We start from the raw sequence: 17,158 nt of genomic DNA on the forward strand, positions 1-17,158 counted from the left end.
GATGCAGTATGTCGCACGCGGATGCGTTCGGGACGGGCGCAGGAGACGGTGTCGCGTGCGACATACTGCATCTCCTGCGCGCCACGCCTCGATCATGCCGTCGCCGTTTGGCGGAACAGGGGCCGGCTCTGACGAAGGCCTCCGTGCGCGCGACGGCGGCTGCCGGTTCATTGGCCGACCAACGACCTGCCGATATCGGGGACTTGACCGCAGCGCCGTGAAGCCTTCTGATTGGGAGCACATATCTGGCAGCCGAGCCTCGATTCCCGATCTGCGCATTTGCGCCCTGACGGGAATTCGGGGCTTTCTTGCTTTGGGGTGGGATGAAGCGGCGCATCGACCTTGGCCTTCTCTACTCGCGCTACGGGAGCTATTCGCTGATCTCCGAAGCGTGCCGGACCGGCGTGCTGACTGCCGTGGCCGAGGTGAACGGCGATCCCGGGATGGATATCAGCCTTGTCCCGGTGGAGCGCGACCCCGGCGGCAACATCGACCGCTACGCGCCGCTCTGCGACGAGATCCTGCGTGAAAGTGGCGCGCGGCATGTCCTGGGCTGCGTCACATCGTGGAGCCGGAAGGAGGTCATCCCGACGCTGGAACGTGCGCGGGCGACGCTTTGGTATGTCGTCCCCTATGAAGGGTTCGAGGCGTCGGACCATGTCGTCTATACCCATGCCTGCCCGAACCAGCACCTGTTGCCTCTCCTGGGCTGGACCTTCGGCCAGTTCGGCCGACGCGGGTACCTGACCGGCTCGAACTACATCTGGGGCTGGGAGATGAACCGCCTTGCCCGCGAGGTCATCACCGAGGCCGGCGGCGACGTGTTGGGCGAACGGTACCTGCCCATCGGCTCGACCGACATCCGCCGGATGATCGAGGAAATCCGCGCCGCCCGTCCGGATTTCATCCTCAACAACCTGATCGGCCAGACGCAATACCTGTTCCTTCAGGCCTACGCGGAGCTTGGCCGCGAAGACCCCCATTTCGGGCCCGCGACCTGCCCGATCCTGTCCTGCAACCTGACCGAATGCGAACTGCCCGCCATCGGTCCCGCCGCCGAGGGGCTCATCGCCGCAGGTCCGTATTTCCGCGGCGCTCCGGACGCGGCGCTTCCCGAGCGCTTCGGTTCCTCGCACGAGGCAGCCGCGCACGCGGCGGTCTGGATGTTGGCGCGACTTCTCAATCAGCGCCCGGGGGCCGAGACCCTGCCGGTTTCCGCCCTGCTCGCGGATCGGAGCGCGGCCGGAATCGGCATCGACCAGTGCACACATCACACGGTGCTGCCTGTCCTGATCGGACAGGTGCGCAACGGAAGGTTCGACATAAGAAGGGACTTCGGACGGGTAGCGGGGGACCCATACCTGACGCGCGGCCGCGAACGCGCCATGGGCGGCCCGAAGCTGCGGGTGGTCACATGAAGCGCCCGATCCGCAGCCGGAACCTCGGGGGCGCGCGCGCGGTCGTCCTGCACCGCCCCCACCCCACGGTTCAGGCGCTTGAGCGTCAGCTGAGCGCGATCGGCCTCGTGGTGGAGCAATGCTGGCCGGACCTGCCACCCTCGGCCATCGCTGCGGACTTCATCTTCTTCGATGCCGATCATGGCCACGACCGCCAGTTCCCCTGGGAGGACGGAAATCCGCCGATGCCGATGATCGCGCTGATCGGGTCCGAGGCGCCGGGCCGGATCGAATGGGCGCTGAACGCGGGGGCGGATGCGCAACTGCTCAAGCCGGTGGGCGACGGCGGCGCCTTCTCGGCGCTTCTGACCGCGCGCGCGGCCTTCGAGGCGCGGCAGTCGCTGGCCGCCGAGATCGAGGCGCTGCGCCGCCGGCTGGACCAGAGGCAGACCGTGGTGCGGGCGGTCGCGATGATGATGAGCCTCGGCAAGACCGAGGACGAAGCCTATGGCCAGCTGCGCCGGATGGCGATGGCCTGGCGGATCAGCTTCGAGGCGGCGGCAGAGCGGCTGGTCGCGGCGCAGGGCGGCCCCCGGGCACGGGATGAGGCGGATGACTGACGCCGCCGTCCCTGTGCCAGCCCCCGCGACGGCGCTGTCCCGGCTGCTGCGGCGCAAGCTCGCGCTTCTCGGCATCGCGATCATCCTCGTCGTCACGCTCAGCGCGGTCTTCGCCCCCTGGCTCGTGCCCTATTCGCCCGACGAACAGCTTTTCGACGGGCTGACGATCGAAGGCGCGCCGCTTGCCCCGAACGGCACCTTTCTTTTCGGCACCGATCTGCTTGGCCGCGATCTTCTGAGCCGGATCCTCTACGGCGCGCGCACCTCGCTGATCATCGGCGTGGTGGCGAATGGCGCGGCGCTCGTCATCGGCACGCTGATCGGGGTCACGGCGGGCTTCTTCCGCGGCTGGACCGGGGCCGTGCTGATGCGCTTCACCGACCTGATGATGGCATTCCCGGCGCTTCTGCTGGCGATCTGCCTGGCCGCGATCTTCACGCCATCGCTGTGGATCGTCGCCATGGTCATCGCGCTGGTGAACTGGGTCCAGACCGCGCGGGTAATCTACACCGAGACGACGGCACTGTCCGAGCGCGAATTCATCGCGGCAGAGCGCAGCCTCGGCGCCTCGACGCCGCGCATCCTCTTTCGCCATATCCTGCCGCATCTCGTGCCCATGATCATCGTCTGGGGCACGCTCGGCATCTCGACCACCGTGCTCCTGGAAGCGACGCTCAGCTATCTCGGCGTCGGGGTGCAGCCGCCGACGCCCTCCTGGGGCAACATCATCTTCGAGAACCAGACCTACTTCCAGGCAGCCCCCTGGCTCGTCTTCATTCCCGGCGCGGCGATCCTTCTCCTGGCGCTCGCCTTCAACCTCGTGGGGGACGCGCTGCGCGACGTGCTTGACCCGACGCAGCGGGGGGCGGAGTGATGGCAGCCTATCTGATGCGCCGTCTGGTCGCCGCGTTCCTGATCCTGCTCGGGGTCGCCGCGATCACCTTCTTCCTGCTCTACGTCCTGCCCGCCGATCCGGTGCGCCAGATCGCCGGCCGCTCGGCCACCGCGCAGACGGTCGAGAACATCCGCCACCAACTCGGCCTCGACCAGCCCTTCCTGGTGCAGTTCGGCCGGTACCTGGCGGGTCTCTCGCAGGGCGATCTCGGCCACTCCTACCTTCAGAAGACCGATGTGGCGACGCTGATCTGGGCGCGGTTGCCGGCCTCGCTGCTCCTGATGGCGGGTGGCATCTTCTGCGAACTGCTGATCGGGCTGACGCTTGGAGTCATCGCCGCGCTGCGCAGAGGATCGGCACTCGATCAGGGGCTGATGGTGGGCAGCTTCGTCGCGGTCTCGGCGCCGCAATTCGTGGTCGGACTGCTCTTGCTCTACATTTTCGGCGTCAGGCTGAGCTGGTTCCCGATCTCGGGCTACGGCAGCTTTTCCCATCTTGTCCTGCCCTCGGTCACGCTCGGCATCCTCGGCTCCGGCTGGTACAGCCGGATGATGCGCTCGTCGATGATCGACGTGCTGCGTGCCGACTACATCCGCACCGCCCGCGCCAAGGGACTTGGCCGCGCACGCGTCGTGCTCCGCCATGCCCTGCCGAACGCGATCCTGCCGGTCGTCGCTATGATCGGGATCGACATCGGCATCTTCATGGGCGGTATCGTCGTGGTCGAAAGCGTCTTCGGCTGGCCCGGCATCGGGCAGCTCGCCTGGCAGGCGATCCAGCGCGTCGACATTCCGATCATCATGGGCGTCACACTCGTGTCTGCCACCGCCATCGTGCTGGGCAACCTTCTTGCCGACATCATCACGCCCCTTATCGACCCGCGCATCCGCCTGCGATGACCCCCGCCACCAGAAACCAACAAGAACCCCAGCAACAGGAGAGAGAGAATGAAGAAATGGCTTTCCGGCACCGCGATCGCCCTCAGCCTCGCGCTTCCCGCGTTCGCGCAAGAGTACACGCCCGACCCCAACGCGAAACCGGGTGGCGGGATCGTCATCACCTACAAGGACGATGTCGCCACGCTCGACCCGGCAATCGGCTACGACTGGCAAAACTGGTCGATGATCAAGTCGCTTTTCGACGGGCTGATGGACTATGTTCCCGGCACGACCGAGCTGCGTCTCGGACTGGCCGAAAGCTATGACCTTTCCGAGGACGGGCTGACCTACACCTTCCACCTGCGCAAGGGCGTCAAGTTCCACAACGGCCGCGAGATGACGGCGCAGGACGTGAAATACTCGCTCGACCGCGTCACCGATCCGGCGACGCAATCGCCCGGCGCGGGCTTCTTCGGCTCCATCCTCGGCTATGACGCGGCCGCCGACGGATCGGCAAAGGGGCTGGAGGGGGTCAGGGTCATCGACCCGGCGACGGTGCAGATCACGCTGTCCCGCCCCGACGCGACCTTCCTGCACGTCATGGCGCTGAACTTCGCCGCGGTCGTTCCGCAAGAGGCGGTGGATGCGGCGGCGGGAGATTTCGGCAAGCAGCCGGTCGGGACCGGCGCCTTCAAGCTGGCGGACTGGACCATCGGCCAGAAGGTGGTCTTCGAGAAGAACGCCGACTACTGGCGCGAGGGCGTACCCTATCTCGACAGCGTGACCTTCGAGGTCGGGCAAGAGCCGATCGTGGCCCTGCTGCGCCTTCAGAAGGGCGAGGTGGACGTCCCCGGCGACGGCATTCCGCCGGCGAAGTTCACCGAGGTCATGGCCGATCCGGCGCAGGCCGCGCGTGTCGTGGAAGGCGGCCAGCTTCACACCGGCTACATCACGCTGAACGTCACGACCCCGCCGCTCGACAAGCTCGAGGTGCGCCAGGCGATCAACATGGCGATCAACAAGGATCGGATCGTCCAGATCATCAACGGCCGCGCCAAGCCCGCGAACCAGCCGCTGCCGCCGTCGATGCCGGGCTATTCCAAGGACTACCAGGGCTATCCCTACGATGTCGAAGGCGCCAGGAAGCTCATGGCGGACGCGGGGCTGGCGGACGGGTTCGAGACCGAGCTCTACGTCATGAACACCGACCCGAACCCGCGCATCGCCCAGGCGATTCAGCAGGACCTGGCAGAAATCGGCATCAAGGCGGCGATCAAGTCGCTCGCCCAGGCCAATGTCATCGAGGCCGGCGGCGCCGGCACCGCTCCGATGATCTGGTCGGGCGGCATGGCCTGGATCGCCGACTTCCCCGATCCGTCGAACTTCTACGGGCCGATCCTCGGCCGCGCCGGCGCGGTCGAGGGCGGCTGGAACTGGGCGAAATACTGCAATGAGGCGGTCGATGCCGAGGCGGTCAAGGCCGACAGCTTCAACGACCCCGCAGATCCCGCACGGCTCGCGCTCTGGTCGCAGGTCTACCAGAAGGTGATGGCCGATGCGCCCTGGGTGCCGGTCTTCAACGAGGAGCGCTACACGATGAAATCGGAGCGCATGGGCGGTGCGGACAACCTTTACGTCGATCCGGTCTCGATCCCCGTCAACTACGACTACGTCTACGTTACCGAGTAAGACCATGTGCAAGGCCTGCAACTACACGATCCACGCGGCGCAACACCATTTCGGCTGGGACAACTCCATCGCCCCGGTCGAAAGGGTGGCACCGGGATCGACGATCCTGTTCAAATGTCATGACAGCTCTGCGGGCCAGCTTGGCCCGCAGTCCACGGTCGCGGACGTCAAGACGCTCGACTTCGGCAAGATCAACCCGGTCTCGGGCCCGGTCTGGATCGAAGGGGCCGAGCCCGGCGATGCGATGAAGGTCACCTTCGAAAGCTTCGCGCCGCAGGCGCGGGATGGGCGCGGCTGGGGCTGGACGGCGAATATACCCGGCTTCGGCCTGCTCGCCGACCAGTTCACCGAAGCGGCGCTGATCAGCTGGTCCTTCGATCCCGGCACCATGGCGCCCGCGATGTGGTCGAAAGAGGGGCGCGTGCCGCTCAAGCCGTTTACCGGAACGATCGGCAACGCCCTGGCCGAGGCGGGTCTGCATTCCATCGTTCCGCCGCGACGGGTCGGCGGCAACCTGGACATCCGCGACCTTGCGGCAGGGAGCACCCTCTGGCTCCCGGTCGAGGTGGCCGGCGCGCTCTTCTCGGTCGGCGACACCCATGCAGCCCAGGGCGACGGCGAGGTCTGCGGCACGGCGATCGAGAGCCCGATGGACGTGGTGCTGACGCTCGACCTGGAGAAGGGCGCGAACCTGCCCCGGCCCCGGTTCGAGACGGCGGGCCCGGTCACGACGCATCTCGACGCCAAGGGCTACGAGGTGACGACCGGCATCGGGCCGGACCTCATGTCGGCGGCGCGCGACGCGGTGGCCTACATGGTCGACCACCTCTGCGCCACGCGCGGCATGGCGGCGGTCGAGGCCTATATGCTCGTCTCGACCTGCGGTGATCTGAGGATATCCGAGATCGTCGACATGCCGAACTGGGTCGTCAGCTTCTACTTCCCGCGCGTCGTCTTCGAATGATCGTCGCGGAGGACCTTCCGCCGGGGGCGGCCACCGCCCCCGACACCCCGGTGCTGTCGGTGCAGGGGCTCGCCGTCTCGGTGCGCGCCGACGGCGCCGAACGGCCGCTGGTCGAGGATCTGTCCTTCACCCTCCGCCGTGGCGAGACGCTGGCGATCGCGGGCGAGAGCGGCTCAGGCAAGTCGATTACCTCGCTCGCGATCATGGGGCTTCTGCCACCGCCTGCGGTGCGTGCCTCTGCCGGGCGGGTGATGTTCGGGGCCAAGGACCTGCTGCGTCTCGGCGAGGCCGGCATGCGGCGCATCCGCGGCGACCGGATCGCGATGATCTTCCAGGAACCGATGACCTCGCTGAACCCGGTGATGACCATCGGCGCGCAACTGATCGAGGCGCTGCGCGAGCATGAGGCGATCTCCAGGGCCGAGGCGCGGGCACTGGCGCTCGCCGCGCTGAAATCGGTCCGCATCGCCCAGCCGGAGCGGCGGCTCGACCAGTATCCGCACGAACTGTCCGGCGGGATGCGCCAGCGCGTGATGATCGCCATGGCGCTGGCGCTGAAACCCGACGTCCTGATCGCGGATGAGCCGACCACCGCGCTCGACGTGACCGTGCAGCGCGAGGTCCTTGACCTCTTGCGCGATCTGCAGCGCGACATGGGCACGGCGATCATCCTCATCACCCATGACATGGGCGTCGTCGCCGAGATGGCGGAGCGCGTCATCGTGATGCGGGGGGGCCGCATGGTCGAACAGGGCACCGTCGGCCAGATATTCGGCGCCCCGCGCGAGGCCTATACACGAGAGCTTCTCGCCGCCGTGCCGCGCATGGGCGACGGCGCCCGGCGCCCGGGCCTGTCCGCGCCCGAAACCACGCCGCCCCTCGTCGCGCGGCTGGATCGGGTCGATGTGCGCTTCGACATCCGGGGCGGATTTCTCGGCCGCGTCACCCACCGCGTCCACGCCGTCGAGCGTGTGAGCTTTGACATCCGCGCGGGTGAGACCTTCGCGCTTGTCGGGGAATCCGGCTGCGGCAAGTCCACCATCGCGCGCGCCATCGCGGGCCTCGTGCCGCATGAAGGGCATCTGGAGGTCGCGGGCCGCCCGCTGAAAGGGCTGGATGCGGCCGGACGCAAGGCGATCCGGCGCCAGGTGCAGATCGTGTTCCAGGACCCGATGGCGGCGCTCGACCCGCGGATGCGGGCCGGCGAAGCGGTGGCAGAACCGCTCGTCATCCACGGCATCGGCACGGAGGCCGAGCGTCGCGCCCGCGCCGCCGATCTTTTCGCGCGCGTCGGCCTGCCGCCGGAGGCGGTGGAGCGATACCCGCACGAATTCTCGGGCGGTCAGCGGCAGCGGATCTGCATCGCCCGTGCACTCGCCCTCAATCCGAGGCTCATCATCTGCGACGAAAGCACATCGGCGCTCGACGTCTCGGTGCAGGCGCGGGTGCTCGACCTGCTCGAAGCGCTCAAGCGCGAGTTCGGCATCGCCTATCTCTTCATCAGTCACGACATGGCGGTGGTCGAGAACATCGCCGACCGGCTCGCCGTCATGTATCTGGGCCAGATCGTCGAGATGGGCACCCGCGCCCAGATCTTCGGCAATCCGCGGCACCCCTATACCCGCCGGCTGATCGAGGCGGTGCCGGTACCCGACCCGGCCCATGTGCGCCCGCCAGGCCCGCGCCTGTCCGGCGAGGTGCCGAGCCCGATCCATCCCGTCGGCAGAGGGCCCCAGCGCCTTGTCCTGCGCGACGTCGGCGGCGGGCACCTGGTGGCGGCGGATGCTGTGGCGGAGGGGGTGGCGGCGTGAAAGGCAGGAACTGCCCCGTCTTCTTCCGGCCGGCAGCGGCGCCCTGCCCCGTCGCCGCGCCAACGGGAGCCTTCTGATGCGCCGTTACCGTTTCGTCCTGGTCCGCCCCTTCCAGCTCATCCCCGTTCTTTTCGGGATTTCGGTCATCACCTTCGTCCTCGTCCGGCTCATCCCCGGCGATCCGGCGCGCATCCTGCTCGGCACCCGCGCGACCCCGACCGCCATCGCCAACATCCGCGCGCAATACGGGCTCGATGAGCCGATCTGGGTTCAGTACCTCTACTTCCTGAAGAATCTCGCGGCGGGCGAGATGGGGAAGTCGACGCTCTACAAGGTCGACACGCTGAAACTGATCGTCACCCGGATCGAGCCGACGCTCGCGCTGGTGGTCGCGGGCGTGGTGCTGGCGCTGGTGATCGCGGTTCCCTTCGCCGCGATCTCCGCGCGGCGGCAGGGTACGGCGGCGGATCACGCGATCCGCATCGTCTCGACCGCCGGGATCGGCTTTCCGTCGTTCTGGCTGGGGGCGATGCTGATCATCCTCTTCGCGGTGCGGCTCGACTGGCTGCCGGTCTCGGGCTACGGCGACAGCCTTGGCGACAAGCTCCTTCACCTGATCCTGCCCGGCCTCACCATCGCCCTCTCGCTCTCGGCGGTCATCACCCGGTCGCTCCGTGCCGGGATGATCGCGGGGCTCTCCTCCGACGTGGCCGTGGCGGCGCGGGCGCGCGGGATGCCCGAAAGCGTGGTCTTCTGGCGCCATGTCGTGCCGAACGCGCTGGTACCGACGGTCAACCTCCTGGCGATCAACGTCGGCTGGCTGATTGGCGGAACCGTCGTGGTCGAAAGCGTCTTCGCGGTGCCGGGCCTCGGGCAACTCATGGTCAGGGGCATCTTCAGCCGCGACTACATGGTCGTGCAGGGCGTGGCGCTGACCTTCGCCGTGGCGACCGTGCTCATCAACTTCCTCGCCGATGTCGTGACCGTCGCTCTGGACCCGAGGGTGGAGCTGTGACCGCGACCACGCTTTCCCCACGCTGGAGCGCCCGCTTCGGGCGCAGGCCGATGCTGCTGACGGGGCTTTCGATCCTTGGCGCCTTCGTGGCGATGGCACTCCTCGCGCCCCTCGTCGCCCCCTATGACCCCATCTTCCAGGACGCCGCCGTGAAGCTGCAACCGCCCTCGTTGGCGCATCCCTTCGGCACCGACAACTTCGGCCGCGACGTGCTGTCCCGCGTGATCTGGGGCGCCCGGATCGACCTTCAGATCGCGGTGATCGGGGTCATCTTTCCCTTCCTGATCGGCACCGGCATCGGCACCATCGCGGGCTTTTTCGGCGGCTGGGTCGATACGCTCTTCATGCGGATCATCGACGTGGTCCTGGCCTTCCCCTTCCTGGTGCTGATGCTGTCGATCATCGCCATCCTCGGTCCCGGCCTGGGCAGCTTCTACATCGCCATGGCGCTGGTCGGCTGGGTCAGCTACGCCCGGCTGATCCGGGCGCAGATCCTGGTGCTGAAGACCCAGGATTTCGCCGTGGCCGCCGCCAGCCTCGGCTTTTCCCGGCTGCGGATCATGTTCCGCCACCTGTTGCCGAATGCGCTAGCGGGCTCGCTCGTCTTCGTCATGTCCGACGCGGTGCTGGTGCTCCTGAACGGGGCCGCGATCAGCTACCTCGGCCTCGGCGTGCAGCCGCCCGTCGCGGAATGGGGTGTCATGGTCGCCGAGGCGCAGGGCTTCATCACCCAGGCCTGGTGGATCACGCTCTTCCCCGGCCTTGCGATCGTGACGCTCGCCTTCGGATTCTCGCTGACGGGCGATGCGCTGGCCGACCTCCTCGGGGTGCACGAATGAGCGCGCATCTGGAGATCGCCGGCCTCTCGGTCGCCTTCCGGGACCATCAGGAGGAGCGCCCCCTGCTCGAAGGCGTCTCGCTGACCCTGACGCGGGGCGAGATCCTTGGACTGGTGGGCGAGAGCGGGTCGGGCAAGAGCCTGCTCTGCCGCACCGTCATCGGCCTGATGCCCTCGCGCAAGCTGCATGTCACCGAAGGCAGCGTGCGGCTGGACGGCGACGAGATTCTTGGCCGCGACATGGGAGCGATCCGGGGGCGGCGGATCGGGATGATCTTCCAGAACCCGACAAGTCACCTCGACCCGGTGATGACGATCGGCAACCAGATCCGCGAGGGGTTGGCGCGTCACAAGGGCCTTGATGACCGGGCCGCCAGGGCCGAGGCGATTTCCCTGCTGACGCAGGTCGGCTTCCCCGACCCGGCGCACGCCTTCGCCTCCTACGCGCACCAGTTCTCTGGCGGGATGCGTCAGCGCGCGATGATCGCCGTCGCACTTGCCTGCGATCCCGAAATCCTGATCGCGGACGAGCCGACCACGGCGCTCGACGTGACGGTGCAGGCCCAGATCCTGCGGCTGCTGATGGAACTGCGCGACCGGCGCGGGCTGTCGATCATCCTCATCACCCATGACCTTGGCGTCGTCGCGCAGACCTGCGACCGGATCGCGGTGATGCGTCACGGAAAGGTGGTCGAGACCGGCGCGAAGCGGGCGCTGCTGGCCGAACCGCAGCACGCCTATACCCGCGAACTCATCGCCTCGCACCCCTCGATGCCGCATCCCGAGGACGCGCCGGAAACCCATCCGCACGACCGCCGACCGATCTTCGAGATCGACGGTCTCGACGTCAGCTTCCCGATGGGCGGCGGCTTCCTGACCGGCCACCGCGAGGTGCGCGCCGTGAAGGGCGTCAGCCTGCGCATCTGGCCGGGCGAGACGGTGGGGATCGTCGGCGAAAGCGGTTCGGGCAAGAGCACCCTCGCCCGGGCGATGCTGGGCCTGACGCGGGTGAGCGGGGGAGACATCACCTTCGACGGCAGTGTTCTGACCAAGGAGCGGGACAAGACGCTGAAACACCTGCGCAGCGATGCGGCAATGGTGTTCCAGGATCCGTTCAACTCGCTCAATCCGCGCATGACCGTCGGGCAGACGCTGGCAGAGGTCCTCAGGACGCAAGGCGAAACGCCGCGCGGCAGGATCGCCGCGCGGATCGGTGAACTGCTTGACCTCGTGGGACTGAACCGCAGCTTTGCTGCGCGCCGGCCTCGCAGCCTGTCGGGCGGGCAATGCCAGAGGGCCGGGATCGCGCGAGCGCTGGCGGTCAATCCGCGCGTCATCATCGCCGATGAATGCGTTGCGGCACTCGACGTGACGATCCAGGCGCAGATCGTCGATCTGTTCCGCGACCTGACGCGGCGCACCGGCTTGACGCTGATCTTCATCGCCCACGACCTCGCCATCGTCCGCAACCTGTGCGAGCGCGTCGTCGTCATGCGCCACGGCGAGATCGTCGAGGACGGCCCCTCGGCCCGGGTCCTCCACCGGCCCGAACGCTCCTACACCGCCGCGCTGATCGCGGCCATTCCCGACATAAACCCGGATCGCCCCCTCAACGGCGGCCAACCCTTAACCCAACAGGAGTATGCGACATGATGAAGAACCTCAGCCGCGCGGCCATCCTCGGCCTCGCCATGACAACCGCGCTTGTCTCCGTCGCCGAGGCGCAGGGCGTGCTGACCATCGGCCGGCGCGAGGACAGTTCCACTTTCGACCCGATCGCGACGGCACAGAACATCGACTTCTGGGTGTTCTCGAACGTCTTCGACGTGCTGGTGCGCGTGGACAATGCGGGGCAGACCTTGCTGCCGGGCCTTGCGGAAAGCTGGGAAGTCTCGGACGACGCGCTGACCTACACCTTCCACCTGCGCGACGCCAAGTTCTCCGACGGCTCCCCCGTCACCTCCGAGGATGCCGCCTATTCGCTGACCCGGATCCGCGACAGCGAACTGTCGCTCTGGTCGGACAGCTACAAGATCATCAAGGACATGCAGACGCCGGACGCCCGGACCCTGGTGATCACCCTCGACGGCCCCTCGGCGCCGTTCCTCTCGACGCTCGCCATGCCCGGCGCCTCGATCATCTCGAAGGCGGCGATGGAAGGCATGGGCGAAGAGGCCTTTGCCGAGAAGCCGGTCGGATCGGGCGCCTTCACGGTGGACGAATGGCGCCGCGGTGACCGGGTGATCCTGAAGAAGAACCCCAACTACTGGGATGCCGCCAACGTGAGCCTCGACGGGGTCGAGTGGATCTCCATGCCCGACGACAACACGCGGATGCTGGCGGTCCAGGCGGGCGAACTCGACGCCGCGATCTATGTCCCCTTCTCGCGCGTTGAGGAACTGAAGAAGGACGCGAACCTGAACGTGGTCGTCGATCCCTCGACCCGCGAGGATCACCTGCTGATGAACCAGGAACACGCGCCGCTCGACAACGTGAAAGTGCGCGAGGCGATCGACTACGCCATCGATAAGAAGGCGATCGTCGACACCGTGACCTTCGGCATCGGCGAGGTGGCGAATTCCTACATCCCGAAGGGCGCGCTCTATCACAGCGACGACAACGGCGCGCGCGACTTCGACCCGGAAAAGGCCAAGACTCTCTTGGCCGAGGCGGCCGTCGGCGACATCAGCCTCGACTATGTCGTCAACGCCGGCAACGAGGTCGATGAACAGATCGCCGTTCTCCTGCAACAGCAACTGGGCAATGTCGGAATCACGCTCAACCTCCAGAAGATGGACCCGAGCCAGACCTGGGACATGCTGATCAACGGCGACTACGACCTGTCGGTGATGTACTGGACGAACGACATCCTCGATCCCGACCAGAAGACGACCTTCGTTCTGGGCCATGACGTGAACATGAACTACATGACCCGCTACCAGAACGACGAGGTCAAGCAACTTGTCGCCGACGCCCGGCTCGTGATGGACGCGGCGAAGCGTGAGGCGATGTATGCGCAGATCCAGAAGCTCGCCAAGGCCGATGTCCACTGGATCGACCTCTACTACAGCCCCTACATCAGCGTGACCCGCAAGGGAGTGGAGAACTTCGGCCAGAACCCGTTGGGCCGCTTCTTCCTTGAAGAGACGAAGAAGACCTACTGAGCAGCGCGCGGCGGCCCCGTCTGCGGGCCGCCGCGTCCCACCCGTCCCAGGAGGACATGCGACATGACCGAAATCGACCTTCCCGCGCTTGAAACCGCGCTCGACGCGCTGCCCAAGCGCTATCCCGGCCCCGGCGGCGTGGCCGGCGTCGTCAAGGACGGCAAGGTGGTCGCGACCCGCGCCTGGGGCTATGCGAACCTCGATACCGCCGCGCCGATGACGCGGGCGACCCGGCTGCCGATCTGCTCCATCTCCAAGCAGTTCACCTGTCAGGTCCTGTTGGCCTCTGTGGACGACCCGGCCCGGCTGGACGGCAGGATCGCGGATTACCTGCCGAAGTTCACCGGACCCCTGCCCACTCTGCGCCAGCTTTGCGACAACCAGTCGGGGTTGCGCGACTACTGGGCTCTGACCGTGCTGCAGGGGGCCAGGGCCGAACAGGTCTTTGCCCGCGAGGATGCGTTGCCGCTCATCGCGCGGATGAAGACCGGCCACTTCCCGCCCGGCACCGCCTATTCCTACTGCAACTGCAACTACCGCATCGTCTCGGAACTCATCGAGGCCGAGACGGGCGAGGATCTCGAAACCCTCTACCGCCGCCATGTCTGGGGGCCGGCGGGGATGAAGACCGCCGTCCTGACCTCGGACACCCGTTACCCCGAGGACGGCGTGGTGGGCTACGAGGGCAACGATGCGACCGGGTTCTTCCCGGCGGACAATGCGATCTTCTGGATCGGCGACGCCGGCATCTCCGCCTCGCTTGACGACATGCTCGCCTATGAGCGCTGGATCGACGCCACCCGCGAGGATGAAAGCGGCCTTTACCGGCGGGTTTCGGTGCAGCCGACCTATTCCGACGGGACGCCGGCGACCTACGGCTACGGCCTTGCCCGGCACGAAATCGCCGGACTGGCGTTCACCGGCCATGCCGGGGCGCTGCGCGGCTTCCGGGCCCAGCGTCTGAACGCGCGCGACGCCCGGCTGTCGGTGGTCGTGATCTTCAACCACGAAAGCGACACCTACGGCGCGGCTCGATCGCTGATCGAGGCCGCGCTCGGCCAGAAGACGCCCGAATCCGCCCCGATCCCTGACGGCTGGGATGGCCAGTGGCTCGCCGATGACGGGCTGCTGGTGCTGATCGAATCCGGCCGCCGCAACGCGACCGTCTCCTATGCGACCGGGGGCGAAACCGTCACGCTCTCCGCCGACGGCACCCTCGCCGCGCCCGGGGTCATCCTGTCGCGTCAGGGCGAAGCGATGCAAATGACGCGCCCGCGCGACAATACGGCGCCGAAGCTCACCCCCCTGCCGCTCGCGGAGACCGGCGAAGTCAGGGAAATCGCCGGCCGCTATGCCTCGGCCGAACTCGAAGCCGATCTGGTCATCGAGGCCCGGGACGGCGCCGCCTTCGCCCGCTTCGAAGGCCTGCTGGGCGTGGGACGCATGGAGCGGATGGAACCCGCCGGCAAGGACGTCTGGGTCGTCGCCACCCGGCGGTCGATGGACGCGCCGGCGCCCGGCGACTGGACGGCGATCATCCGACGCGACGCGGCGGGCAGGATCAATGGCCTGACCCTCGGCTGCTGGCTCGCGCGCGGGGTCTCGTACACGCGGCGCAGTTCAGGCGCGGCGTAGCTCGCCCGATCGCAGAGGCCGAAGCCGCTCCATCGTCGCCAGGGTGCGCGACCGAGGCATTTGCGCCAGGCGTGTTTCTTGCGGCCGCGACAGGCGATGTTCACGGCCAGCGCCTTCCGGCGCGGCGGAGCGCGCCGAAGCCGGTCGGCTGCCGGAGCGTCATGCCGAACAGCACCTTCATGGCAAGGTAAGTGATCCCAAGATTGCTGTAGGATTTCCGTCGGCAACGCCTGTTCTGGTTTTCTCGTCCCGGAGACCAGCGGTCGCCAACGCGTCGCTTGCGTCACAGTCCGATTTGGTCCGATCCCAGACTGGAAAATTCCAGCCAAGCGCGCTCCGGAGAACGGGCAGCAGGTCAGCGGCAGGAAAGCATCATGCTTCTTCGCTTGCGTGTCCGGGACTCGGAAAGGCATCATTGCGATCAAGGGGCCAGACCGGGCGACGCACGCGCACATAGGGTCGCAGATGCGCCTGCGGGGTGGCGAGCGCTCCGGTGTCGCAGACGATGACGCGGCCGGCGACCGGTTCGAAGGCGGCGCGGAAATGCTGCATCGACTTGACGACCAGAAAGCGCTGGCGTGCGGGTTCGATGCCGAAGGCGCGGACCTGCTGAAGGTCCAGCATCTGGCCGGGAAGCGTCACCACCAGAATGCCAATCCCCTGGACACGGAAAACCGCCGTCGGGCCGAAGCTGTGGGTGATGCCGCCCAGAATGGGACCGTCGCCGGTATAAACGCCGTCCGAAAGATGCATGACTTCGCCGGTCAGGCGCAGCGGGCTGCCACCGAAGGAGGGATCGTTCTTGCCGCCAAGATCCAGCGTCACGCGGTCGCCGACCTTGTGGCGGTGCAGAATCGCCGCCGCCTCTGCATCGATCATGGGGGCAAAGGCGCCTGGCGCCGCACCGGCCTCGAGCAGGGCCTCGAGCAAGGCGGTCGCATCGCCATAGGCGCCGGCGCCGGGATTGTCGGCATAATCGGCGATCACCAGCGGTCCCCCGGCGGGGTCGAAGTCGCGGGCCTGCGCGGCAGCCTCCGCCGGCGTCAGGAAGGTGTTCGCGACCTTGCCGCGTCCGTCCCAGATGCTGCGCGCCAGACCTGTGGCGATATCCAGCGCCCGCCCGCCGCCACCGTCGTCATTCGTGACCAGGACCGTCGGCCCCATCTCGGTGATGTCGGCTTCGGAAAACCCGGCGTTGATGGACACGGCCAGAATGCCCGGCTCGTCCTCATGCGCGCGGGCGCGGGCGTAAAGTGCTGCGGTTTCGGGCACGTCGGTGCGGCCGGCGTTGGCCTCGTCCAGCATCGGCACATGGACGCGCAGCGTGCGCGGGCGGACGTCGCCGCGCATGGCCCTGTCCAGAATGCGGCCCGCCTGCAGGCCGATTTCGCGCATGTCGATGTGGGGATAGGTCTTGTAGCTGACGAGGATCTGCGCCAGTTCGACCATCGCGGGCGTCACCATGGCATGAAGGTCCAGCGTGACGGCGATGGGCAGATCCGGTCCGACGATTTCCCGCAGGCGGCGCAGGAGCTCCCCTTCCCCGTCCTCGCAGAAGCTGGGCACCATCGAGCCGTGCAGCGACAGCAGGATGCCATCCAGCGTGGCCCGATGTTCCCGCGCCGCGTCGCAGATGAGGCCGGCGATGTGGTCGAACGCCTCGCGCGAGACGGTTGCGCCGGGCGTGGCATGGGCCGAAACGGTATGCGAAACCTGCCAACCCGCCTCGCGACCAGCATCGAGAAAGCCCGCCAGTTCGTCGTTCACGTCGCCGAAGCGGTCGACGGCAGCCTGCCCCAGGTCGAACACATCATCGCGGAAATCCTGAAGCGTCGTCTCGCCCTTCTTGAAGGTGTTGCTTTCATGGACGAAAGCACCTGTCAGAACGTGGAAGGGCATGGGCATGGGCCTTTCAAAGCGGGTGGAAACAGGCCACCGGGTGGGTCGCGTCATCGTCAAGCGCGGGAGGCTGGCGGCGGCAGAGATCAGAGGCGCGCGGACAGCGCGCGGCAAAGGCGCACCCCGGCGGCAGGGCGAAGGGGCTGGGAATCTCACCCTTAAGCGGCTCGATCACGCGGCGGCGGGCCGGATCGGGGGCGAAGTTCGACTGCATCAGCGCCTGCGTGTAGGGGTGGCGGGGTGCTGTGCGGGGGTCGGGCAGCACCTCGACCACCGATCCCAGATACATCACCATGATCCTGTCGCAGAAATAGCGCACCAGCCCGAGGTCGTGGCTGATGAACAGATAGGTC

General features: G+C 67.3%; 14 protein-coding genes. 12 read left to right on the plus strand and 2 right to left on the minus strand.

What is annotated here, in order from left to right:
• Window positions 1-323: 323 nt before the first annotated feature.
• The 12 genes from F9K34_RS11085 (at window position 324) to F9K34_RS11140 (ending at window position 14,906) form a co-directional block, all read left to right on the plus strand.
• On the plus strand, window positions 324-1,418 hold the full coding sequence (locus tag F9K34_RS11085) for a transporter substrate-binding protein (protein ID WP_291337028.1): 1,095 nt from the start codon (window positions 324-326) through the stop codon (window positions 1,416-1,418).
• Window positions 1,415-2,017, plus strand: coding sequence for an ANTAR domain-containing response regulator (locus tag F9K34_RS11090; protein ID WP_291337029.1), 603 nt, complete (start codon window positions 1,415-1,417; stop codon window positions 2,015-2,017). Before F9K34_RS11085 ends, F9K34_RS11090 begins: the two co-directional genes overlap by 4 nt.
• Window positions 2,010-2,891, plus strand: a complete 882-nt coding sequence (locus F9K34_RS11095) for an ABC transporter permease (protein WP_291337030.1) — start codon at window positions 2,010-2,012, stop codon at window positions 2,889-2,891. Before F9K34_RS11090 ends, F9K34_RS11095 begins: the two co-directional genes overlap by 8 nt.
• Window positions 2,891-3,811, plus strand: coding sequence for an ABC transporter permease (locus F9K34_RS11100; RefSeq protein WP_291337031.1), 921 nt, complete (start codon window positions 2,891-2,893; stop codon window positions 3,809-3,811). Before F9K34_RS11095 ends, F9K34_RS11100 begins: the two co-directional genes overlap by 1 nt.
• 48 nt (window positions 3,812-3,859) lie before the next feature.
• A complete protein-coding gene (locus tag F9K34_RS11105; protein WP_291337032.1) occupies window positions 3,860-5,479 on the plus strand; it encodes an ABC transporter substrate-binding protein in 1,620 nt (539 codons plus the stop codon).
• A 4-nt stretch (window positions 5,480-5,483) separates the two neighbouring features.
• Window positions 5,484-6,443 carry an acetamidase/formamidase family protein gene (locus F9K34_RS11110; protein ID WP_291337033.1) on the plus strand — a complete coding sequence of 320 codons (960 nt, stop codon included), beginning with the start codon at window positions 5,484-5,486 and terminating at the stop codon, window positions 6,441-6,443.
• Complete coding sequence (locus F9K34_RS11115) at window positions 6,440-8,254, plus strand: ABC transporter ATP-binding protein (protein ID WP_291337034.1); 1,815 nt, start codon at window positions 6,440-6,442, stop codon at window positions 8,252-8,254. The genes F9K34_RS11110 and F9K34_RS11115 overlap by 4 nt, the downstream gene beginning before the upstream one ends.
• A gap of 76 nt (window positions 8,255-8,330) precedes the next feature.
• A complete protein-coding gene (locus tag F9K34_RS11120) occupies window positions 8,331-9,269 on the plus strand; it encodes an ABC transporter permease (protein ID WP_291337035.1) in 939 nt (312 codons plus the stop codon).
• The gene (locus tag F9K34_RS11125; RefSeq protein ID WP_291337036.1) at window positions 9,266-10,108 is read left to right on the plus strand and encodes an ABC transporter permease; all 843 of its coding nucleotides are present in this window, start codon (window positions 9,266-9,268) and stop codon (window positions 10,106-10,108) included. The genes F9K34_RS11120 and F9K34_RS11125 overlap by 4 nt, the downstream gene beginning before the upstream one ends.
• The gene (locus F9K34_RS11130; protein WP_291337037.1) at window positions 10,105-11,760 is read left to right on the plus strand and encodes a dipeptide ABC transporter ATP-binding protein; all 1,656 of its coding nucleotides are present in this window, start codon (window positions 10,105-10,107) and stop codon (window positions 11,758-11,760) included. Before F9K34_RS11125 ends, F9K34_RS11130 begins: the two co-directional genes overlap by 4 nt.
• Window positions 11,757-13,271, plus strand: a complete 1,515-nt coding sequence (locus F9K34_RS11135) for an ABC transporter substrate-binding protein (RefSeq protein WP_291337038.1) — start codon at window positions 11,757-11,759, stop codon at window positions 13,269-13,271. Before F9K34_RS11130 ends, F9K34_RS11135 begins: the two co-directional genes overlap by 4 nt.
• A 63-nt stretch (window positions 13,272-13,334) precedes the next feature.
• Window positions 13,335-14,906 (plus strand): D-aminopeptidase, encoded by a 1,572-nt coding sequence (locus F9K34_RS11140; protein ID WP_291337039.1) that lies wholly within the window; start codon window positions 13,335-13,337, stop codon window positions 14,904-14,906.
• A gap of 372 nt (window positions 14,907-15,278) precedes the next feature.
• Here F9K34_RS11140 and F9K34_RS11150 read toward each other — a convergent pair whose 3' ends face one another.
• Window positions 15,279-16,811 carry a M81 family metallopeptidase gene (locus F9K34_RS11150; RefSeq protein WP_291337040.1) on the minus strand — a complete coding sequence of 511 codons (1,533 nt, stop codon included), beginning with the start codon at window positions 16,809-16,811 and terminating at the stop codon, window positions 15,279-15,281.
• A gap of 7 nt (window positions 16,812-16,818) precedes the next feature.
• A partial coding sequence (locus F9K34_RS11155; protein WP_291337041.1) for an oligopeptide/dipeptide ABC transporter ATP-binding protein occupies window positions 16,819-17,158 on the minus strand: 340 nt, incomplete at its 5' end.

Origin of the sequence: Albidovulum sp., assembly GCF_008933605.1 — a bacterium.
In the GTDB taxonomy this organism is placed as follows: Bacteria; Pseudomonadota; Alphaproteobacteria; order Rhodobacterales; family Rhodobacteraceae; genus Albidovulum.